Source organism: Paraburkholderia sp. BL23I1N1, from assembly GCF_003610295.1.
Taxonomy (GTDB): Bacteria; Pseudomonadota; Gammaproteobacteria; order Burkholderiales; family Burkholderiaceae; genus Paraburkholderia.
This window is the reverse complement of sequence record NZ_RAPV01000002.1, coordinates 145,849-166,498: the sequence shown is the minus strand read 5'-3', so window position 1 is coordinate 166,498 and position 20,650 is coordinate 145,849. Positions and strand designations below refer to the sequence as shown.

Annotated in this window: 17 protein-coding genes; 11 read left to right on the top strand and 6 right to left on the bottom strand. The window is 61.5% G+C overall.

Annotated features, from left to right (window positions below; translation table 11 throughout):
- Positions 1-8 precede the first annotated feature (8 nt).
- Together B0G76_RS33380 and pxpB are read right to left on the bottom strand one after the other, a co-directional pair.
- Positions 9-1,061, bottom strand: a complete 1,053-nt coding sequence (locus B0G76_RS33380; RefSeq protein ID WP_120297090.1) for a biotin-dependent carboxyltransferase family protein — start codon at positions 1,059-1,061, stop codon at positions 9-11.
- A complete protein-coding gene (gene pxpB / locus B0G76_RS33375; protein WP_120297089.1) occupies positions 1,058-1,711 on the bottom strand; it encodes a 5-oxoprolinase subunit PxpB in 654 nt (217 codons plus the stop codon). Before pxpB ends, B0G76_RS33380 begins: the two co-directional genes overlap by 4 nt.
- 206 nt (positions 1,712-1,917) lie before the next feature.
- On the opposite strand from pxpB, the gene B0G76_RS33370 reads away from it, so the two are divergent.
- A complete protein-coding gene (locus tag B0G76_RS33370) occupies positions 1,918-2,430 on the top strand; it encodes a winged helix DNA-binding protein (RefSeq protein WP_054040851.1) in 513 nt (170 codons plus the stop codon).
- A 58-nt stretch (positions 2,431-2,488) separates the two neighbouring features.
- Here the strand turns inward: B0G76_RS33370 and B0G76_RS33365 are convergent, their stop codons facing one another.
- On the bottom strand, positions 2,489-3,031 hold the full coding sequence (locus B0G76_RS33365; RefSeq protein ID WP_259460905.1) for a 5-formyltetrahydrofolate cyclo-ligase: 543 nt from the start codon (positions 3,029-3,031) through the stop codon (positions 2,489-2,491).
- A gap of 77 nt (positions 3,032-3,108) precedes the next feature.
- Between B0G76_RS33365 and B0G76_RS33360 the strand changes: the two genes are divergently transcribed.
- From B0G76_RS33360 to B0G76_RS33345, 4 genes are all read left to right on the top strand, one after another.
- Positions 3,109-5,076 (top strand): lytic transglycosylase domain-containing protein, encoded by a 1,968-nt coding sequence (locus B0G76_RS33360; protein WP_120297088.1) that lies wholly within the window; start codon positions 3,109-3,111, stop codon positions 5,074-5,076.
- Positions 5,077-5,158: 82 nt separating this feature from the next.
- Positions 5,159-6,112 carry a complex I NDUFA9 subunit family protein gene (locus tag B0G76_RS33355; RefSeq protein WP_120297087.1) on the top strand — a complete coding sequence of 318 codons (954 nt, stop codon included), beginning with the start codon at positions 5,159-5,161 and terminating at the stop codon, positions 6,110-6,112.
- Between the two features lie 29 nt (positions 6,113-6,141).
- Positions 6,142-6,795, top strand: a complete 654-nt coding sequence (locus B0G76_RS33350) for a glutathione S-transferase family protein (protein WP_120297086.1) — start codon at positions 6,142-6,144, stop codon at positions 6,793-6,795.
- Entirely contained in the window at positions 6,792-8,024 is a 1,233-nt protein-coding gene (locus B0G76_RS33345) for a multifunctional CCA addition/repair protein (RefSeq protein ID WP_120297085.1), read from the top strand. The genes B0G76_RS33350 and B0G76_RS33345 overlap by 4 nt, the downstream gene beginning before the upstream one ends.
- A 131-nt stretch (positions 8,025-8,155) precedes the next feature.
- Here the strand turns inward: B0G76_RS33345 and B0G76_RS33340 are convergent, their stop codons facing one another.
- Together B0G76_RS33340 and B0G76_RS33335 are read right to left on the bottom strand one after the other, a co-directional pair.
- A complete protein-coding gene (locus tag B0G76_RS33340; protein WP_120297084.1) occupies positions 8,156-8,353 on the bottom strand; it encodes a DUF2905 domain-containing protein in 198 nt (65 codons plus the stop codon).
- Between the two features lie 22 nt (positions 8,354-8,375).
- Positions 8,376-9,566, bottom strand: a complete 1,191-nt coding sequence (locus tag B0G76_RS33335) for a class I SAM-dependent methyltransferase (RefSeq protein ID WP_120297083.1) — start codon at positions 9,564-9,566, stop codon at positions 8,376-8,378.
- 13 nt (positions 9,567-9,579) lie between these two features.
- Between B0G76_RS33335 and B0G76_RS33330 the strand changes: the two genes are divergently transcribed.
- From B0G76_RS33330 to B0G76_RS33305, 6 genes are all read left to right on the top strand, one after another.
- Positions 9,580-10,398: an SDR family oxidoreductase gene (locus B0G76_RS33330; protein WP_120297082.1), complete on the top strand. Its 819-nt coding sequence runs from the start codon at positions 9,580-9,582 to the stop codon at positions 10,396-10,398.
- 97 nt (positions 10,399-10,495) lie between these two features.
- Complete coding sequence (locus B0G76_RS33325) at positions 10,496-10,891, top strand: dihydroneopterin aldolase (RefSeq protein WP_120297081.1); 396 nt, start codon at positions 10,496-10,498, stop codon at positions 10,889-10,891.
- A 3-nt stretch (positions 10,892-10,894) separates the two neighbouring features.
- A complete protein-coding gene (gene ttcA, locus B0G76_RS33320) occupies positions 10,895-11,893 on the top strand; it encodes a tRNA 2-thiocytidine(32) synthetase TtcA (protein ID WP_120297080.1) in 999 nt (332 codons plus the stop codon).
- Positions 11,894-12,036: 143 nt separating this feature from the next.
- The gene (gene glmU, locus B0G76_RS33315; RefSeq protein WP_120297079.1) at positions 12,037-13,398 is read left to right on the top strand and encodes a bifunctional UDP-N-acetylglucosamine diphosphorylase/glucosamine-1-phosphate N-acetyltransferase GlmU; all 1,362 of its coding nucleotides are present in this window, start codon (positions 12,037-12,039) and stop codon (positions 13,396-13,398) included.
- A 60-nt stretch (positions 13,399-13,458) separates the two neighbouring features.
- Positions 13,459-15,276 (top strand): glutamine--fructose-6-phosphate transaminase (isomerizing), encoded by a 1,818-nt coding sequence (glmS, locus tag B0G76_RS33310; RefSeq protein WP_120297078.1) that lies wholly within the window; start codon positions 13,459-13,461, stop codon positions 15,274-15,276.
- 2,295 nt (positions 15,277-17,571) lie between these two features.
- Positions 17,572-18,300, top strand: coding sequence for a hypothetical protein (locus tag B0G76_RS33305; protein ID WP_120297077.1), 729 nt, complete (start codon positions 17,572-17,574; stop codon positions 18,298-18,300).
- A gap of 771 nt (positions 18,301-19,071) precedes the next feature.
- Here B0G76_RS33305 and B0G76_RS33300 read toward each other — a convergent pair.
- The gene (locus tag B0G76_RS33300; protein ID WP_147394126.1) at positions 19,072-20,412 is read right to left on the bottom strand and encodes a DUF6035 family protein; all 1,341 of its coding nucleotides are present in this window, start codon (positions 20,410-20,412) and stop codon (positions 19,072-19,074) included.
- Positions 20,413-20,650 lie beyond the last annotated feature (238 nt).

The window sequence follows — 20,650 nt, the reverse complement described above, 5'->3', positions numbered from 1 at the left end:
ACTTAGTGTTACAGCGCTGCGACCGCCGGCTGGCGCGCACAGCGTTCTTCGTGCATGGCAATGGCAGCGTCGATCTGCCGCAAGTACGTGCGTTCTTCCAGTAAAGCCTGACGGGCCTCAAAGGGCGTCGTCGGGATGAAACGGATGGCGGCGTTCAGGCGGACCTGCGCGAGTTTCCACAGATCGGCCTGGATTACGGCGCCGATTTTCGGATAGCCGCCGGTAGTCTGCGCATCGCTCATCAGCACGATTGGCTGGCCGTTCGGCGGGACCTGGATCGTGCCGGGCAAGACCGCGTGCGAGAGCAGATCGTTTTTCTGGGTGCGCTTCAGTGCCGCGCCGGCGAGGCGGTACCCCATGCGGTTGCTGTTCGGTGTCACCAGCCATTCGTCGGACCAGAACGACTCGTGCGCTTCTTCAGTGAAGCTGCCGTATTCAGGACCTTGCAGCACGCGGATCGGCACCGCCCACGGCACGCCGGACGGATGCCGGCCGCGCCGCAGCGGCTCGTGAACCAGCACGAACTTGCACCAGGCGGGCGCCTTTACGCCGAACTCCGGCGCGTCGGGGGTGAAACCGACGTGGCCGCGTTGCGGCGGCGCGCCAACCGGCAGACGATCGCCGTCGCGCAGCGCCCGGCCGCCGAGTCCGCCGAACTGGCCGGCGAGATCGGTGCTGCGCGAACCGAGCATCGGCAAAACGTCGATGCCGCCCGCGACGCAGACATAAGCGCGCATGCCGCGTTTGGCGGCTTGCAGGATCAGTTCCTGACCGGCTTGCACCGGCAGGCTCCACCATGAATAGACCGGCTTGCCGTCGAGCGTCGCGCCGAATTCGGTGCCGGTGATGGCGACGCGCGTGGCGCGCAGGAAGCGCAGCACCGTTGGGCCGAAGGTAATTTCCAGGCCGGCCGCATCGGGGCGGTTGCCGACCAGCCGGTTGCCGACTTCGAGCGACAGACGGTCGAGCGCGCCCCCCATCGCGACGCCGAGGTGCCGGTAGCCGTGACGGCCGAGATCCTGAATCGTAGTCAGAAGACCCGCGCGAATCACATCGATCATGCCTGTATCCCCGCGACAGTAAAGCGCACCCGGTCGCCCGGTTGCAACAGCGTGGGCGGGCGCCGGGCCGGGTCGAACAGCGGCAGTTCGGTGCGGCCGATCAACTGCCAGCCGCCGGGAGAGGTCGCCGGATAAATACCGGTCTGCTCACCGCCGATGCCGACCGAACCGGCCGGCACTTCCAGCCGCGGCGACGAACGGCGCGGCGTGTGCAGGACTTTGTCGAGCCCTCCCATATAGGCGAAGCCCGGCTGGAAGCCGAGAAAAAACACCACGTATTCGCCTTCCGCATGACGTTGCACGACCTCGCGCACGCTCAGGCCGGTGTGATCGGCGACCGCTTGCAGGTCGGGTCCGAACTCGCCGCCGTATTGCACCGGGATTTCCACTTCGCGGCCCGCTGCGGGCACGTCGCTCACCGCGTTCCAGGCCGCTTGCAGTTGGCTTACCAGCGCTTCGCAATCGGCTTCGAGCGAATCGAATACGAGCGTCAGATTGTTCATGCCCGGTACGACTTCCAGCACATGCGGCCACTCGCGCGCAGCCTCGGCGGCGGCCCACACGTGCCGCTGGCACTCCAGCGTGGCGGGCGGCGGCGCCTCGCAGACTAGCGCGGCATCGCCGAGCGGAAAGATTCGTGGTTGGCTCATCGCTTACTGGCCCAGGTCGAGTCGGAAATGTCGAGCATATCGGACCCTCTGGATATATACCGGCAGAGGGTGTGCGATGTGTGCAGCGTACATTATCAGTAAAATATCAACAAATTCTCAATAAGCGTTTTCGCCAGGCTTTCGGGACGAGTCGCTCGTCGTACACTCCCGACACCTTCCCAACCCGTTTCTCGAGAAACTTCATCATGTCGCGCCACCCCACCAAGATCGTCTCCTCGGAACATCTCGTGTCTGACACAAGCGCGGAACTGTCGGAGCTGGAGTACGCGCTCATCATGGCGGGCAACGCGTTCAACCGATGGATGGTGCGCTGCATGTCGGCCGCCGGCGAAAAGGACATGACCGCGATCGAAGTCTCGTTGCTGCACCACGTCAGCCATCGCGAGCGGCGTAAGAAGCTGGCGGACATCTGCTTCGTGCTGAATATCGAAGACACCCACGTCGCGACCTATGCGCTGAAGAAGCTCGTAGCTAGAGGGTATGTAAAAAGCGAAAAGACCGGCAAGGAAGTGTTCTTCTCGGCGACCGATGCGGGCCGCGAGCTCTGCCTGAAGTACCGCGAGGTGCGCGAGAGTTGCCTGATCTCGACGCTGAAGGAGAGCGGCTTGACCAACGAGCAGATCGGCGAGGCGGCGCAACTGATGCGCAACGCGTCCGGGCTGTATGACACGGCCGCGCGGGCGGCGGCGTCTTTATAACGGGGTTTGGTCCAGGCGATCGGTGAGGGATGCGCCTCGCCCGGTGCTCCTCAAACGCTTAATCCGCCGGGCGCGGATAAAGGCCGGCTTCCGTCACGATCAGATCGAGCGGAATGTCGTGGGCTTCGCGCCGCAAGGCGTCCGTGCGGCACGCTTCATAGGCGATGCCCACAGTAACCGGCTTCTTCGACCCCGGCCAGGCGGCGAGCGTGCGATCGTAGTAACCGCCGCCGTAACCGAGCCGGTAGCCGTCGGCATCAAAGCCGACGCAGGGCACGAACAACAGATCGGGAATGACGACGCGCCCCGAAGCGGGCTCGGCAATCTTGTGATGGCCGATCTTCATTGGCGTATCGGGCGCCCATGCGTGAAATTCGAGTGGTACGCCGCGTTCCTTGACGACCGGCAAACTCGCCTCGCGTTGCGGGTCGGCCGCGAGCCAGATCGCAATCGCCGCGCGCGTGTCGAATTCACCCGCCAGCGGCCAATAGAAACCCACGCGGCTCACGCCGTAGTGCTTCAACGCATCGAGAATGCGACGACTGAGCGCGGTATTGTGCGCCGGCTGGGAAGCCGCTTGTAGCCTTGCTTCCAATAGCATTCGACGCAGCGCCTTTTTCGATTCTGCGACAGGGTTGCATGCTATGCTTGGGTCCAATTCGCGCTCCAGAAACAACGATGTCAAAACGCCTCTATCGAGTATATCGCGCGGCCGGTCTGGCGCTTGCCGCTGCGGCACTCGTCGCGTGCAGCACGGCCTCCGCCGTCAAGCCCATTCCCCTTTCGCAACTCACGAACGACGACCAGATCTTCGTCCAGCTTCGCGAGGCCGCCCGCAATAATGACGCGGCGCGCGCAGCGCAACTGGCGAGCATGATCCCGAGCTATCCGGCGCCTTCGTATCTGGAGTACTTCCAGCTCAAGCCGCAGTTGTTCGATTCCAGCGGCCATGCGCGCGTTGACGCGCCTGATGCGCCGGTGCTGTCGTTCCTGCAGAAGTACGACGGCCAGGCCATTGCCGACCGTCTGCGCAACGACTACCTCACGGTGCTCGGCGCGCGTCACGACTGGCGTAACTTCGATCAGCAATACGCGCGCTTCGTGTTGAACGACGATACGCAGGTAAAGTGCTACGCGCTCGAATCGCGTGCCGCGCGTGGCGAGAACGTTGCGGACGCCGCGCGTGCGCTGCTGGTCGATCCGAAATGGTACGGCGACGGCTGCGTCGATCTGATCACCTCGCTGGCGGTCAGCCAGCAATTCAGTTCCGACGACGTGTGGCAACAGATCCGCCTCGCGTACGAGCAGAACTACACCAGCACCGGCAGCAAGCTGGTCGACGCGCTCAGCAACCAGCCGCCCGATCCGGTGCTGTTCGGCCAGGCCACGAGCACGCCGCCGTTGCTGCTGGCGCGCGGCGTCGGTCCGGACACGCTGTCGCACCAACTCGCGTTGCTCGCGATCACGCGCATGGCGCGTAACGACCCGGCCATGGCCGCGGCCACGTTCGCCTCGGTGGCGCCGTCGCTGAGCTCGCCCGAGCGCGCAATCGGCTGGGGCACGATTGCCTATCAGGCCGCAACCAAGCAAATGCCGAGCGCGGTCGACTGGTACCGGCTCTCGGTGAATGCGCCGCTGTCGAACCCGGCGTACGAATGGCGCACCCGCACTGCGCTGCTCGCGGGCGACTGGACGATGGTGCGCTGGTCAATTGAACAGATGCCGGCGGCGCTGCGCAGTCAGCCGTCGTGGGTGTACTGGCATGGCCGTGCGCTCAAGCAGGCCGGCGACACGACCACGGCCAACCAGGAATTCGAGTCTATCTCGCAGGGCTTCAACTTCTACGGCCAACTGGCTTCTGAAGAGCTCGGCCAGAAGATCACCGTGCCGCCGAAAACGACGGTGACCGATGCCGAAATCCAGCAGGCCGGCAATACGCCGGGGTTCGATCTGGCGCAGCGGTTCTATGCGCTGAATCTGCGGCTTGAAGGCAATCGCGAATGGAACTGGCCGCTTCGTAACATGAGCGACCGGCAACTGATTGCCGTTGCCGAATATGCGCGCCGTATCGAGCTATATGACCGCACCGTCAACACGGCGGACCGCACGAAGAGCGAGCATGATTTCTCGCTGCGTTATCTGTCGCCGTTCAAGGACATCGTGGAGCGCGATGCGCAGTCAAACGGGCTCGACGTCGAATGGGCGTACGGGCTGATTCGTCAGGAATCGCGCTTCATCATGAACGCGCGCTCGGAAGTCGGCGCGAGCGGTCTGATGCAGTTGATGCCGGGCACCGCGCAACTGGTGGCGAAAAAGATCGGCCTCGGTCCGATTTCGCGCGAGCAGATGAACGACATCAACACCAACATCCTGCTCGGCACGAACTATTTGTCGATGATCTACAATCAGTTCGATGGGTCCGCCGTGCTGGCCACCGCCGGTTACAACGCCGGTCCCGGCCGTCCGCGCAACTGGCGGCAATCGTTGCAGCGTCCGGTTGAAGGCGCGATCTTTGCCGAGGCGATTCCGTTCCAGGAAACACGCGACTACGTGAAGAATGTGTTGTCCAACACGGTCTACTACGCGGCATTGTTCGAAGGCCGTCCGCAATCGCTGAAGGCGCGTCTGGGTTATATCGCACCGTAAGCGCCGTGCTGCCGCCGCGTCATTTCTGATGCGGCGGTGCGCCACGCCAGCCGTTGCCGCGGCTTCCACCAGGGAGTCGAAAATGCGACATCAAGCCGTTGCGATCATCGGTGGTTCCGGTTTTATCGGCAGCTATCTCGTCAACGCCCTCGTTGAAATGGGCAAAGACGTGCGCATCGCCACCCGGCGCCGCTACAACGCCCGCCATCTCACCTTGCTCCCCATCGACGTGATCGAAGCCGACGTGTTCGATCCGGTGCAACTCGCGCGTTTCGTTGAAGGCGCCGATTGCGTCGTCAACCTCGTTGCCACGCTGCATGGCAAACGCGGCACGCCTTATGGCCCGGAATTCGCGCGCACGCACGTCGAATTGCCGACTAAAATCGTTGCGGCTTGCGAAGGCAAAGGTGTGCATCGCCTGATTCATATCAGCGCGCTCGGCGCCGACTCGAACGGGCCGAGCATGTACTCGCGCTCCAAGGGCGACGGCGAAAAGGCCGTGCACGCGGCGAATCTGGCGTGGACGATTTTCCGGCCCTCCGTGGTGTTCGGTCCCGAAGATCAGTTCCTCAACAAGTTCGCGTTCCTGCAGCGGATGTTCCCGGTGATCCCACTTGCCATGCCGGATGCGAAATTCCAGCCGGTGTACGTCGGCGACGTGGCGAAAGCGATCTGCAACGTGCTCGATCTCGACGCCGCCAGCGGCCATACTTACGAACTGGGCGGCCCAACCGTCTATGCGCTCGAAGATCTCGTCAAGTATTGCGGTGATGTGATTGGCCGGCATGCGCGGATTATTCGTCTGCCGGAAGCGCTGGCGCGTTTGCAGGCATTGACGTTCGAAATGGCACCGGGCGAACCGGTGATCTCGCGCGACAATCTCGATTCCATGAAAGTCGACAACGTGTTGAGCCGACCGCTTGCGCCTGAACTCGGCATTGAACCCGCCAGCATCGAAACTATCGCGCCCGTGTATCTGACCGGCGCGTCGACGCGTTCGCGCTTCGACACATTTCGCGCCAGCGCGGGGCGCTGAACCTTTTTATCCACTCCTTTAAACAAAGCATGAAACTGCTTATCGGCGACAAGAACTATTCGTCATGGTCGATGCGTCCGTGGCTGCTGCTCAAACATTTCGGCATCCCGTTTGATGAGATGCTGATTCATCTGAATGAACCCGGCACGAAGTCCGCGATTCTGGCCCATGCGCCGACGGGTCCGGGCAAGGTGCCGTGTTTAGTCGACGAAGACGGATCGACCACCTGGGATTCGCTGGCGATCGCCGAGACGCTGTCTGAGCGTTTCCCGCAGCATGCGCTGTGGCCGCGCGATGCTGCGGCGCGCAGCCGCGCGCGCAGCGTGAGCGCCGAGATGCATTCGGGCTTCGGCGATTTGCGCTCGAATATGTGGATGAACATTCGCGCGTCGTTTCCCGGGAAGAACGGCACGCCGGGCGTGCTCGCCGACATCGCGCGTATCGAGGCGATCTGGAGCCAGTGCCTCGCGGCCCACGGCGGCCCGTTCCTGTTCGGCGAGTTCGGCATTGTCGACGCGATGTACGCACCGGTGGTGATGCGCTTCAGGACTTGGCAGCCGGCGCTATCGGACGTCTCCGCGGCCTACGTGGAACGCGTGACGGCGTTGCCGGCGGTGAAAGCCTGGATCGACAACGCGCTTCGCGAAACGCACGCGGTTCCTTATTTAGACGATTGCCCATGAATATCTACGCGGTCGGCGGCGCGATTCGCGACGAGTTATTGGGCGTGCCGGTGCAGGACCGCGATTACGTGGTGGTTGGCGCTACGCCCGAGCAGATGGTGGCGCAGGGCTATCGTCCGGTGGGCAAGGATTTTCCGGTGTTCCTGCATCCGCAAACGCACGAGGAATACGCGCTCGCACGCACCGAGCGCAAGACGGCGGCGGGCTATCACGGCTTCCAGTTCTTCTACGCACCGGACGTCACGCTTGAAGAGGATCTCGCTCGCCGCGATCTGACGATCAACGCAATGGCGCGCGAAGTGCGCCCGGACGGCGAACTGACCGGTCCGGTGATCGACCCGTTCAACGGCCGGGGCGATTTGCAGGCGCGGTTGTTTCGTCACGTCAGCGATGCGTTTCTCGAAGACCCCGTGCGGATTTTGCGGATTGCGCGGTTCGCGGCGCGCTTCGTCGATTTCACCGTGGCGCCGGAGACGATGGCGTTGATGCGCAAGATGGTGGGCGACGGCGAGGTGGATGCGCTGGTGGCCGAGCGCGTGTGGCAGGAGGTGTCGCGCGGGTTGATGGAGAAGAAGCCGTCCCGGATGTTCGAGGTGCTGCGGGAGTGCGGCGCGTTGGCGCGAATTCTGCCGGAGATCGATGCGTTGTTCGGCGTACCGCAGCGGGCCGACTATCACCCCGAGGTGGATACGGGCGTGCATGTGATGATGGTGATCGACCATGCGGCCGCGCAGGGGTACGCACTGACAGTGCGATTTGCTGCGTTGACGCACGATCTGGGCAAGGCGACTACGCCGGAAGATGTGCTGCCGCGGCATATCGGTCACGAGGGGCGCAGCGTCGATTTGCTGAAGCCTTTCTGTGAGCGGTTGCGGGTGCCGAATGAATGCCGCGATCTGGCGCTGCTCGTTGCGCGGGAGCACGGGAATATTCATCGCGTGATGGAGATGGGGGCTGCGGCGCTGGTGAGGTTGCTCGAGCGCAGCGATGCGATTCGGAAACCTGCGCGGTTTGCTGAAGCCTTGCAGGCGTGCGAGGCGGATGCGCGTGGGCGGCTTGGGTTTGAGATGCGGGAGTATCCGCAGGCCGAGCGGTTGCGGATTGCGCTTGTTGCTGCGCGGGGTGTGGATGCGGGTGCTGTGGCTCAGCGGCTCGTTGACTCGCCTGGTGGGATTAAGGATGCGGTGCATCAGGAGCGCGTTCGCGCTGTTGAAGTGGCTCTTTTGTGAGGGTTTTGGTTTTTGCCTCTTTTGAATTTTGAGTGGGGCCAACACCATAAAAACACAGACAAACAAAGCGTCGCGCAGACAAACAGCTCAAAAAAAACCCACGCAGCAGGCATAAACACGAACAAGCGCCGCTAAGCCAAAACCCTGGCAAGAATCGACAAAACCATAGAAAGCACCAACGTCGACATAAACGGAAACGGATACTCCCGCCCGAAGAGGCGCAACGTCACATCCCCAGGCATCCGCCCAATCCCAATCTTCCTGAGCCACGGCCAGCAGGCCGACAACACCGCCACCGCAACAAACGTAGTCAACAGCCAGCGGATCATCACAAATCCCTAAGGCAAAAAATCACAGCGTATGTGACCGGTCGCCGCCGGCAAACGCCTGCAACGTGTCATCCAGCCCGCGCGAAAACGCGATCACTTTGAATAGCTCGCCCATCTCCGCTTCGGACAATAACTTCTGCACCGCATTCGCCGCCGGCAAAAACTTCGCGCTATCAGAAGGATCGAGCGCCGATAACGCCTCGGTAATCCCCGCGTTCAACAAGAATCGTGCTTGTGAAGTGAACCCCAATAAGTCCGCGCCCGCCTCAACGCCGGCTTCGGCAATGCCGGTAAATTCCACGTGCGCCGTGATGTCCTGCAAGCCCGGATAAACGAACGGATCACCATGCGCCCGGTGCCGGTAATGGCACATCAACGTACCCTGCGCGCGCTGCTCATGGTAGTACTCGTGACGCGGAAAACCATAATCGATAAAGAACGCCGCGCCACGCGTGAGCATCGTGCAAATGGTCCGCGTGAACGCGCGGGCGGCATCGTGCGTTTCGGTGACGTAGTCCTCGCCGGCAGGTTCTATCTCAGCCAGAAGCGCAATGTCCGAAGCCTCCGACACCAGACGGTCGTCGAACGCAAAAAACTCGTCGTGCCACACCACGCCGCGTTCGTGCCAGGCGCCGCCGGTAAAGGAAAAAAGCCGCACGGGCATCGCGTCCAACACCTCGTTGCCAATCACCACGCCTTCAAAACTTTCCGGCAACGCGTCCAGCCAGCGCACCTTCGCGGCCAGCGCGGGTGCCGCGGCTTCGATCGTCTCGCGTTGGCGCTCGCGCAACTCACCCGACAAATCCACGATCGCGTAGCTGTCGAACTCGACACCCAGCGCGTCGAGCGCGTTCAGCAAGCCGGCGGCGAGTTTGCCCGTACCGGCGCCGAATTCCATCACGTCGCGCGTGCCGCTTGTCTGCAATGCCTCGGCAAGCGGGCGTGCCAGCGTTGCCGCGAACAGCGGCGACATTTCCGGCGCCGTCACGAAGTCGCTGCCGTCGTCGCCGCGCAGGCCGAATTTGCGGGCGCCGCCGCTGTAGTAACCGAGTCCCGGCGCGTAAAGCGCGCGCTCCATGTAGCGGTTGAAGGGCAGCCAGCCGCCTGCCGCTTCGAGCTCCGCACGGACCTGCGCGACCAGTGCTTCGGACTGCGCAAGCGCGCTCGGGCCGGGAGCAGGTAAACTATCGAGTTGGTGAGCTTTCGGATTCATCCCCGCATTGTAAATGACCGCCTCTCTGGATACTGCTGCCGCCCGCGCGCCTGAAACGCCGCGTATCGCGCTGATTACCGGCGCCGCCCGCCGCATCGGGCGCTCGCTCGCGCTCGGTTTCGCCGCGCGCGGCTGGGACGTGGCGGTCCATTACGGCGCGTCGCGAAAAGAAGCCGACGAAGTGGTCGCGGAAATCGTCGCCCTGGGCCGCCGGGCGGTGGCGCTGCACGCGGAATTGGGCGACGAAGCCCAGGTCGAGCGGCTCTTGCCGGCCTGCATTGCCGCGCTGGGCCGCCCGGTCTGTATCGTCAACAATGCGTCGCGCTTTGAAGAAGACACGGCGCGCAACGTCGGTTACGACCTTCTGCTGAAGCTGACAGCGATGAATCTCGGCGCACCGCTCGTGCTGGCGCGTATGCTGTTCGAGGTCACGCCGGAAGCCGCGCGCACGGATGAAAGCCAGCGCAGCGTGGTTATCAATGTGCTGGACCAGAAGCTGTACAACATGAACCCGGACTACCTGTCCTACACGCTGTCAAAAGCAGCGCTGCAGACAGCGACGGTCGCACTGGCGCAGGCGTTGGCGCCGAAAGTGCGGGTGGTCGGGCTCGCGCCCGGTCTGACGATGCAATCCGGCGATCAAACGCCGGCTGATTTTGAAGCCGCTCACCGAACTACGCCTCTAGGCCGCGCGTCGCGGCCGGAGGATATTGTCGCCGCCGCGCTGTATCTCGCCGATGCAGCGGGCGTCACCGGAACGACGCTGGTGGTCGACGGCGGGCAGCACCTCGTGCCCCTGTCGCGCGACGTAATGTTTTTGACGGGCGCCTGAAGCGCGCGCGTGCGGGTTGCCGGCCAAAGCCGGCGGCCGTTCGCGCGTTGATGCGTCCCTTTGCGTGTCCCGCACACTTTTTTCGACTGGAACGAACATGTTTGCCGCTCTTTCGCATCCCCGGCTCGCCGATTGCCGCCGGCTCTTTCTGCGCAATTACGAAGTGCATATCAACATCGGTGTGCACGACTTCGAAAAGCGCGGCGAACAGCGCGTCGTGATCAACGTCGAACTGTTCGTGCCGCTCGCGATGTCCACGCCGGTTCAGGACAAATTGCACGAAGTCGTCGACTACGACTTCATGCGCTCGACCATCGCGCGCCGCGTTGAACAAGGTCATATTCACTTGCAGGAAACCCTCTGCGACGACCTCGTCAAGGCACTGCTCGATCATCCGCAGGTGCGCGCGGTGTGTGTGTCGACCGAAAAGCCGGACGTTTATCCCGACTGCGACGCGGTGGGCGTCGAAGTCTTCCGTATCAAAGAGGATTGAGCCATGAATGCTCAGGACATCCTGAACGGCACGGCGGCCGCTGAGGCGGGCGAGGCCGCGCACGCCCCCGCGGGCAAGGCGCCGCTCACACGCCGCGAGCAGAAAGAAGCCTACGAGAACAACAAGCTGTTCAAGCGGCTCGCGCGCCAGGTCGGTGAGGCGATCGGCGACTTCAACATGATCGAGGAAGGCGACAAGGTGATGGTGTGCCTGTCGGGCGGCAAGGACAGCTACGCGATGCTCGAGATCCTGATGCGGTTGCGCGAACGCGCGCCGATCAACTTCGACATCGTTGCGGTGAATCTCGATCAGAAGCAGCCGGGCTTTCCGGAGCATGTGCTGCCTGAGTATCTGAAGCAGCTCGACATTCCGTTTCACATCGAGAACCAGGATACGTACAGCATCGTCAAGCGGCTGGTGCCGGAAGGCAAGACCACCTGCTCGCTGTGCTCGCGGCTGCGTCGCGGCATTCTGTATCGCGTGGCGGGCGAACTCGGTGCGACCAAGATCGCGCTCGGCCATCACCGCGACGACATCCTGCAAACGCTGCTGCTGAACATGTTCTACGGCGGCAAGCTGAAGGGCATGCCGCCCAAGCTGCAATCGGACGACGGCAAGAACATCGTGATCCGCCCGCTCGCGTACGTGAAGGAAATCGATCTGGAAAAGTACGCGGAACTGCGCGAATTCCCGATCATTCCGTGCAACCTGTGCGGCAGCCAGCCGAACCTGAAACGCGCTGAAATGAAAGCGCTGATCCGCGATTGGGAGAAGCGCTTCCCGGGCCGCATCGAGAACATGTTCAATGCGTTGTCGAACATCGTGCCGTCGCATCTGATGGATCACAAACTGTTCCCGTTTGCCGACCTGCGCGCAACCGGCGAGGTCGATCCGCAAGGTGACATCGCTTTCGACGAAGAGCCGTGTTCGACCGATACCGGCGAAGGCGCGTTGCTCAACGGATCGAAACCGATCTCGATCGTCCAGTTCGACGATATGTGAGCGGCGTGGGGACAGGCAAAAAGCACGTGGAAAATGTGCGATTTCGCGCATTTCCGCTCGTGGTGAGGGCGCGCCAGCGGCCGTTACCGTCATAGGCTGCGTGATAGAATCGTCGGCTCCAAACTCGTCTGATTGCCGACGCCATGAACATCGTTATTTTGGCGGCAGGCACCGGTAAGCGCATGCGGTCCGCGCTTCCCAAGGTGCTCCATCCTCTGGCCGGCCGGCCGCTCCTCGCTCATGTCATCGACACCGCTCGTGCGCTCAAGCCCACGCGTCTGGTCGTGGTGGTGGGTCATGGCGCGGAAGCCGTGCGTCAAGCGGTAGCGGCACCGGACGTCCAGTTCGCTGCGCAGGAGCAGCAACTCGGCACGGGCCACGCGGTCCAGCAGGCGCTGCCCTTGCTCGATCCGTCCGAACCCACGCTGGTGCTGTACGGCGACGTGCCGCTCACGCGCGCCAGCACGCTGCAGGCGCTGACCGATCGCGCGGGCCGGGACGGCTACGGCGTTCTCACCGTCACGCTCGACGACCCCAGTGGCTATGGCCGCATCGTGCGCGATCAGCACGGCAAGGTGTCGCGCATCGTCGAACAGAAAGACGCAACGCCCGAACAGCTCAAGATCGCGGAAATCAACACCGGCATCATCGTCGCGCCGACCGGGCGTCTTGGCGGCTGGCTCGCGGCGCTGAAGAACGACAACGCGCAGGGCGAGTTTTACCTGACCGACGCGGTCGAGATGGCGATTGAGGCGGGACTCGAAGTCGTCACCACCCAGCCCGATGAAGAGTGGGAAACGCTCGGCGTGAATAGCAAGCAGCAGCTTGCCGAACTCGAACGGATTCATCAGCACAATGTCGCCGAAACGCTGCTGGTTGCAGGTGTGACGCTTGCCGATCCGGCTCGCCTCGACGTGCGCGGCTCGCTCGAATGCGGCCGCGACGTCTCCATCGACGTGAACTGCGTATTCGAAGGCCGCGTTACGCTGGCCGACAACGTGACCGTCGGGCCGAACTGCGTGATCCGCAACGCGACGATCGGCGCCGGTACACGCATCGACGCGTTCACGCACATCGAAGGCGCCGAAGTCGGGGCGAACGTCGTGCTCGGCCCTTATGCACGGCTGCGTCCGGGCGCGTCGTTGCAGGACGAGTCGCATGTCGGCAACTTCGTCGAGGTGAAGAACGCAGTGCTCGGTCATGGCTCGAAAGCGAACCATCTCACGTATATCGGCGACGCGGACATCGGGGCGCGTGTGAATATCGGCGCGGGTACCATCACCTGCAACTACGACGGCGCGAACAAATTTCGCACGATCATCGAAGACGACGTGTTCGTCGGCTCCGACACGCAACTCGTTGCGCCTGTGCGCGTGAAGCGTGGCGTGACGATCGCGGCGGGCACAACGGTCTGGAAAGATGTCGAAGAAGGCATGCTGGTCCTGAACGACAAGACTCAAACGAGCAAGCCGGGCTATGTACGCCCGGCCAAGAAGAAAAGTTGATGGGCGTGACGCGCGCACGAAGCGCGCTCCCTGAATCTCGTTACTGAAAAGGAATAAGCCATGTGCGGCATTGTCGGCGCGGTTGCGCAACGTAATATCGTTCCCGTCCTGATCGAAGGACTGCGTCGCCTCGAGTATCGCGGCTACGATTCCTGCGGCGTGGCCGTTCTCGGCGACAGCGGGCCGCGTCGTGCGCGCAGCGTCGCGCGCGTTGCCGATCTGGACGAGCAGGTGCACGAAAGCCACCTGGATGGCATCACGGGCATTGCGCATACGCGCTGGGCGACGCACGGCGCGCCGGTGACTGACAACGCCCACCCGATCTTCTCGAAAGATGAGCTCGCGTTGGTACACAATGGCATCATCGAGAACTACGAATCGCTGCGTGAAATGCTGCGGGGCAAGGGCTACGTGTTTGTCTCGCAGACCGATACAGAGGTTATTGCCCACCTGATTAACAGCCTGTATCGCGGCGACCTGTTCGCGGCGGTGCGTGAAGCCGTCATGCAATTGCACGGCGCGTACGCGATCGCGGTGCTGCATAAGGATCAGCCGCATACGGTGGTCGGCGCGCGGCAAGGTTCGCCGCTGGTAGTGGGACTCGGCAACGGTGAGAACTTCCTCGCTTCGGACGCGCTGGCGCTTGCCGGCAGCACCGAACGCTTCATCTTCCTGGAAGAAGGCGACGTCTGCGAACTGTCGCTCGAAGGCGTGCGTATCGCCGATCGGGACGGCAACGAAGCGCAGCGCGAAGTGCGCCAGGTCGCGGCATATGGCGGCGCGGTCGAACTCGGCCCGTATCGTCACTTCATGCAGAAGGAAATTTTCGAGCAGCCGCGTGCGATTACCGACACGATCCCGCAAGCCGATTCGTTCGACGCATCGCTATTCGGCGAGGGCGCCGACAAGGTCTTCGCGGACATCGACAACCTGCTGATTCTGGCGTGCGGCACGAGCTACTACTCGGGGCTGACCGCGAAGTACTGGCTCGAGTCGGTCGCGAAGATTCCGACCCAGGTGGAAATTGCCAGCGAGTATCGCTACCGTGAGTCGGTGCCGAATCCGAAGTCGCTGGTCGTGGTGATCTCGCAGTCGGGCGAAACGGCCGACACGCTGGCGGCGCTCAAGCATGCGCAGGCGCTGGGGCATAAACATACGCTGTCGGTATGCAATGTCGGCACGAGCGCGATGGTGCGCCTAACGGAATTGTCGTTCCTGACGCATGCGGGTCGCGAGATCGGCGTGGCGTCGACGAAGGCCTTCACGACGCAACTGGTTGCGCTGTTCGTGCTGGCCGCGACGCTCGGGAAGCTGCGTGGGCAGGTGACCCAGGAGCAGGAAGCCGAGTATCTGAAACTGCTGCGTCACTTGCCGGCCGCGTTGAATAGCGTGCTGGCGCTGGAGCCGCAGATCATCGCGTGGTCGGAAGAGTTTTCGCGCAAGGAACATGCGTTGTTCCTCGGACGCGGGCTGCATTACCCGATCGCGCTCGAAGGCGCGTTGAAGCTCAAGGAGATTTCCTATATTCACGCGGAAGCGTATCCGGCCGGCGAACTGAAGCACGGTCCGCTGGCGCTCGTGACTGAAGCGATGCCGGTGGTGACGGTGGCGCCGAATGACGCGCTGCTGGAGAAGCTGAAGTCGAATATTCAGGAAGTGCGCGCGCGGGGCGGCGAACTTTATGTGTTCGCGGACGCGGATACGAAGATCGTGAATGACGAAGGTCTGCACGTGATCCGGATGCCGGAGCACTACGGCTTGCTGTCGCCGATTCTGCACGTGGTGCCGCTGCAGTTGCTGGCGTATCACACGGCGTGTGCGCGAGGCACGGATGTGGATAAGCCGCGCAACCTGGCGAAGTCGGTGACGGTGGAGTGAGGCCTGTCCTTGTCATCGAGGATGTTGTTCGCACCAAATGAAAGTGTTCCGCGACCTCTTGTAAAAGCGTTCCGTGTAGGGGGTCGAAATTTGGCTCAAACGCTTGCTGGACGGGCCACGGAACACTTCTACTGGGTAGTGTGTAATCGGTCAAAAAGTCGGTCTCACGCCCCCCGGCTCTGAGAGCAATCGCGTAGGGGTTACGTTCACGGAACGCTTCTCCGCTACCGTATAGCGTTCTTTGTGTCCCGCCTAAATAGAAAGCTTCCAGAAGTGGTGGTCGAAAGCTGTTTGCGAGGGGGCTCTTTCCCTCGCTAAGCCTTGGTGCACAAGGCTGAAAGTCTTCTTCGCGTTGTTGACGCCTAATGCGTTTTCACGCCTCTCACTTACCCCCCAGGGATAGGCTATTTCTGGTGCCAGAATGTCATCGGCCTGAAAGGCGATGAAATCCGAACCGCACCGGTTTCGCCTGAAAATTTGACCCAAAGCTCGGCTATTGAGCGCTCTCTCAGAGGTCAGCCGGAGCCTGTAGGCGCTGACGCGGGCGTGAGCTCAAGCGGCATTGAGCGCAATTGATAAATGGTTCCCGCCCGCGCGTGGTCGGAAACCTTGCGAAGACGACATCACAGACGGTGAGCCGGACGATGTTCAAGACGCGTTCGATGGTTCGAGAAATCTGGCGAACTCGGTGACCGTGGAGGCGCGAGAGTTTCCGAGTTCCCGCTGGTGCTGACATGGAATAGTTTCTTTTACGGTTCCCCGAAAAAGTTCCTTTTACGGTTGCGTTCGTAGCCGCACAGCTTTACGCAACAAGGCGTAAACGAAACTAATCATCGAAGGGCGCTGACGCGATTTTCAGCGCCCTTTGTTTGCAACCGGTCTTCCGTTTTTTTGCTTCCAAGAAGACGGCGAGGGCCTCCAACGTCGCATGGCCGTCGAAATGGCAGCGGTGTCGCCTGTTCGGGGCACGGCTAGTCCGTCAGCTATGAACCACTCCGTCACCCCGGCCGGATAGTCTTCCGGCCACCCTTCCGCCAGCTATTCCGCCTCCCGCACCGCCGCAGCGATTACTCCCAAATCGCTTTCGGCCATGCCCTCCGCCAGCGGCGCTCCCGACGCGCCCGTTTCACTTCCGTTGCCGGCAACCTCCTGCATTGTTTCCAGCAACTTTTGCGCGCAAGCCGCCGTGGGATTCGCCGACAGAGTTATTGCCCAGTGGTTACGTGATGCAGTTCAGGGGAAAGTCACACTCTGGACTACTTCACGCCGGCAAAATCGGCTCATCGTGCGGCCATCGGGCAGATGGTGGTCCACTACCCAACTTATTTTGAGGTCGTCCTCGAAGCCTTCACATAGGACGCAAGGCGGTGCTGCAGCAGCACGCCTATATCCATGCTGTCGAGCCCTAATGTGGATTTACGCTACTGATGTCGCGAAGTGCACCCTACTCGTGTCGCTTTAGGGCGTTTTCGACCAGATTTTGAGAGGAGGCGGCTGCGCCAAAAGGCCGCAAGGAAGCGATGTACACCCTACCGGTGTCGCACATCTATCTCAGTGCACCCAACAGATGTCGCACGGGCCATTTCCCTCAAAGCCCCGCCAGACATGGCTGAACATCGGTCGGCAGCCGAGTTTGTTGCATGTACGCGCTGAGCTTAGGTCCTAATCAACTCACCTCGCATTTCAAGCGCGCCTACATATATGAAGCCGCGCTCTTCACGCGTCGTCGTCTCCGGCCACGCGGGGTTCATACGCTAGCAAATCACACATGCACTGCATATGCATACAGTATCGTGCTGCCGCCCGCCCGTCACCGCCCTGAGACCCTCGAGGAACGTGACCGTCGTCCATCACGTCAAAACGCCGCGGCCAGTCGGCCGTCAAGAAGAATCACGCGAGTTTTTGGCTTCTGTAGTGCGGCGCGCACCATTTAACACAAAGAATTCCACCGCCCCGGTCGGATAGTCTTCCGGCCTCCCCCTTGCCAGCAATTCCACAGTCCCCATCCGCGTTCGCGCCCCCGCTTCGGCGCACTTCACCCTCTTGCTCCCGCCCGCATTGATGCCAAAAGCGATTGCGCGCAAGCCGTCCTGTCGCGCGCGCGTCGCAAGCGTTCGCGCATCTCGTCCCGCATGCCAAGTTCTCGCGTGACCAACTCGACGTCGGTTGCAGTGCCTGATATCCGATGTACTTGATAAAGCCCCGAAATCTCGGATAGACTTCGCTTCTGTTTGCTAAACGAAAGCTTAAAAGAGCCACTGCAGGCAAGAACCAAGCGAACACTCGGGGGAATTCATGCGCGCAAAAATCCGCGCGGCGCTCGTCGCCGCAAGTCTTATTACGCTGTTCGCAGGCTGCAGCCAGCCGACCGAAACCGTAATTCCATCCGACACGGCAAGCTGGGATACCAAGCTTGCGCCGAGCATGCAAAAGCTCAGTGAAGAAGACCGCAAGCTCGCCGCAGGCTACCTTGTGCGAGTAAAGATGAGTGAGGTCTTTGGAGCCAAGGGCGGTATCCCGGTTGGCATGACGCTCGGTCAGGCAATCGAGGAACAGCGTAAATGGATTGCGGCGCAGAAAGAGAAGGAGGCCGAAGAGGCGGCGTTGAAGGAGAAGCTCCAGAAGGAGCATGAGGAAGCGTTGGCGCGCATCAATCAGGCAGTCACAGTCACCCTACTGGAGAAAGGCGAGCGGTTCAAAGATTACCAGGTCGGGCGCTTCAGTGACCAGCAAACCTTTCGAATCGGTGTCAAGAACAAGTCAGAGAAAGCCCTTGCCGGTGTCTCCGGTGACCTTGTATTCATTGACATCTTCGACAAGGAAGTCGGTCGAGTCGGCTTCAAGATTGCCGAAACCATTGCGCCGGGGCAGGACTACGTGTGGGAAGGGACTCGCGACTACAACGAATTCATATCAGAACAGAAAGCGGTGTGGAATTTGGAAGAGGGCAAGTACAAAACCAGATTCGAGCCGGATACGCTCGTCTACGCGGACGGCACAAAGCTTGTCGGGGAAGCGCAGTAAGCAGCCCACCCCTCGTCCGAACGCTAGCCACCGTCATTGATTCCAAAACCGATTGCGGGTATCGGATACGCATATCAGCGCGGTTTCATCGCGGCCCGAAACGCGGATTCATCAGAGGCCGTGCGTCGGACGCGTCTGCCGGGCAAGCAAACAATTGAAAGCACTGCCCGGCATTGATGACTGCGCCCACGTCCTACGCGGCGCTTTGCCTGCGGTATCGGGGACTGACGTCGCGGCGCACGCGGCGTCAGCAACCCTCAGCCAGCCGGATACTCCTCCGGTCACTCTTCTGCTAGCAAGGCCGCGCGTCTCGCATGGCCGTCACGAGGCGCCGGCTCCCGAGGTCATCCACGCGTTCCTTGTGGGTCAGCCCGACCATTTCAGCAACTCGAACTACGACGGCATTCCGCAAGTTGGCATGCCTGTATGACCGCGCTGCCTACGGCTGCCGTGATGAGCGCCTGCCGCCAAGCGTTGCACAGCCTTGCGGTCATAATGGAAAGGCGGGATTCGGTGCTTATCGCTCGCGCGAGCAAACCAGCACGGGCTCGGGAGCACTCGAAACTCCAGAGAGCGCTCGCAATCTTTGAGTCAGTTCGCAGTTACAGCCACCTCGCACCATCACGTCGACGAACCCGGCGTCCCGAAATTTACAGCCGACGAGAAGCATCGATGATTCTCACGACCACCTGCACGCTCGCCGCCGCCGCAATGGAATGGTAAGCGCCATCAGGGCACTACGTTTTCAGATGCGAAGTCTCGATGTCACGGCTAGCTTTTGCCGTGCTTTTTGAGGTCAGGAAAAAGTATAATTATCAAGGCTGCGTGTGTGGTGTCCAACTTGTATGCGTCGGCAGCGCTGGCCTCGCGCGCTTCGCGATAGGCGGCCAGCTTCTTGCGCCACTTGCCGGTCTTGTCTTGGTCGAGCAGTCCCTGCATTCGTCCGAAGACAGTTAGCGCACGCAAGAAAAACTGGAATATCTCCTTGTGCTTGGCCTCAACCTGGTGCGCGACTTCGAGAAGGTTCTTGAAACGCCAGCCAACCGGATGTCCATATTTCGCCGAATAAAGCGCATCAAGGAGCGCACGCGGAAGGCCCGCGGGAAGCATTGGCAGAACTACTGGCGTGTAGGCGCTGCGTCGATGGAGGTTGTCCCACTCGTCTTCCAGGCCGTTCGGCCCATAGCTAGAATATTGATTCCAATACCATTCGAAGTAACCTCGGAACGTCCCGAGCGCTTCTGCAACTCGCTCGCTCTCACGCTCATTCACAAGGCGTTCTTTCTCAGCGCGGTAGTCGAAATAGAAGACACGCTGCTCCGCCGCGTCAAACGTAAGCTCGTCAAAACCGACGAGCTTGCGGCGAAGCTTAAAATCATTGGCGACCGAGGCCGGGTCGGCCCAGATGCACCCCAGCATGAACCGTTTCGCATTCTGCGACGCAAGGACGGTACGTGCGTTCACAACGAACGCGTTCTGGTTATTGTTGAAGAAGACGTCGTCGGCCGTCAGTCGCCGGCCGTTGAGCTCAAAGTTCGCGAACACCCAAAGCAACATCGCGCCCTGCTCAAGGTAAAAGATTCGCCGTTCAGCGATGACATCGAGGAACGTGGTGGACAACTGGACCTCGACCACGACTGGTCGCCTCTCAAAGCAGGCGCTCACATCGGGCTGGCGCCACTCCCCGGTCAGCGCGTTCCTCAGGCGCTTCTCTGTGACAATGTGTGTGAAACGCGTGTCAAGCCGCATGCATCGGACAACCCATGCCTTCATCCTGCGATGAAGCTCGCTTTCCTTAGCGCCATTGTATTTGCGAGCCCTAATTTCAGCGTGAGTGAGTTCCGCCCGCGTCACCGCGGCGCAACTGCCATCTTCGTATTCGTGACGAAAGTGAAACTGACGCTTGTCTGCACGCGCGACAAGATAGACGGCCACACCGCACAAAGGGCACGCATACAACGGCCTCTCCATCTTCTGGCTGGTTTTGATGGCCATCCGTAATTCGATGGCCTTCGCGTAATCATCGCCGATGACATCGGCGGCAGAACAATGCTCTCCTGTCCGAAGGTCTAGCACTTCTGCAATCGTAGGATTTTCAACCGCGTACGACATGTTGCATCCAGGCTGGGCGAGACGTAATTGATACTGGGGCGCGTCCGCAACGGCGAGTTCGGCTCCCTGCACGGTCCGGGAGTGTTGCGTTCAACGCAGGGTGGTAGGCATGTCTTCATGCATGCCCCCGGAGGCCGGACGCAGCAGCGCGTTGCGTCCAATCCACTAACCCCCCACTGCCTATCGGCGCTGGCGACTGAAGATGTAGTTACGAGCCAGCGCCCCAAGGCCATCGGCC

Bases quoted from the DNA above. Each gene is read 5' to 3' on its own strand.
- B0G76_RS33330 (WP_120297082.1), top strand. From the start codon at position 9,580: ATGACCGCCTCTCTGGATACTGCTGCCGCCCGCGCGCCTGAAACGCCG.
- ttcA (WP_120297080.1), top strand. From the start codon at position 10,895: ATGAATGCTCAGGACATCCTGAACGGCACGGCGGCCGCTGAGGCGGGC.
- glmS (WP_120297078.1), top strand. From the start codon at position 13,459: ATGTGCGGCATTGTCGGCGCGGTTGCGCAACGTAATATCGTTCCCGTC.
- glmU (WP_120297079.1), top strand. From the start codon at position 12,037: ATGAACATCGTTATTTTGGCGGCAGGCACCGGTAAGCGCATGCGGTCC.
- B0G76_RS33370 (WP_054040851.1), top strand. From the start codon at position 1,918: ATGTCGCGCCACCCCACCAAGATCGTCTCCTCGGAACATCTCGTGTCT.
- B0G76_RS33380 (WP_120297090.1), bottom strand. From the start codon at position 1,061: ATGATCGATGTGATTCGCGCGGGTCTTCTGACTACGATTCAGGATCTC.
- B0G76_RS33355 (WP_120297087.1), top strand. From the start codon at position 5,159: ATGCGACATCAAGCCGTTGCGATCATCGGTGGTTCCGGTTTTATCGGC.
- B0G76_RS33350 (WP_120297086.1), top strand. From the start codon at position 6,142: ATGAAACTGCTTATCGGCGACAAGAACTATTCGTCATGGTCGATGCGT.
- B0G76_RS33345 (WP_120297085.1), top strand. From the start codon at position 6,792: ATGAATATCTACGCGGTCGGCGGCGCGATTCGCGACGAGTTATTGGGC.
- B0G76_RS33300 (WP_147394126.1), bottom strand. From the start codon at position 20,412: ATGTCGTACGCGGTTGAAAATCCTACGATTGCAGAAGTGCTAGACCTT.
- B0G76_RS33360 (WP_120297088.1), top strand. From the start codon at position 3,109: ATGTCAAAACGCCTCTATCGAGTATATCGCGCGGCCGGTCTGGCGCTT.
- B0G76_RS33365 (WP_259460905.1), bottom strand. From the start codon at position 3,031: ATGCTATTGGAAGCAAGGCTACAAGCGGCTTCCCAGCCGGCGCACAAT.
- B0G76_RS33305 (WP_120297077.1), top strand. From the start codon at position 17,572: ATGCGCGCAAAAATCCGCGCGGCGCTCGTCGCCGCAAGTCTTATTACG.
- pxpB (WP_120297089.1), bottom strand. From the start codon at position 1,711: ATGAGCCAACCACGAATCTTTCCGCTCGGCGATGCCGCGCTAGTCTGC.
- B0G76_RS33340 (WP_120297084.1), bottom strand. From the start codon at position 8,353: ATGATCCGCTGGCTGTTGACTACGTTTGTTGCGGTGGCGGTGTTGTCG.
- B0G76_RS33335 (WP_120297083.1), bottom strand. From the start codon at position 9,566: ATGAATCCGAAAGCTCACCAACTCGATAGTTTACCTGCTCCCGGCCCG.
- B0G76_RS33325 (WP_120297081.1), top strand. From the start codon at position 10,496: ATGTTTGCCGCTCTTTCGCATCCCCGGCTCGCCGATTGCCGCCGGCTC.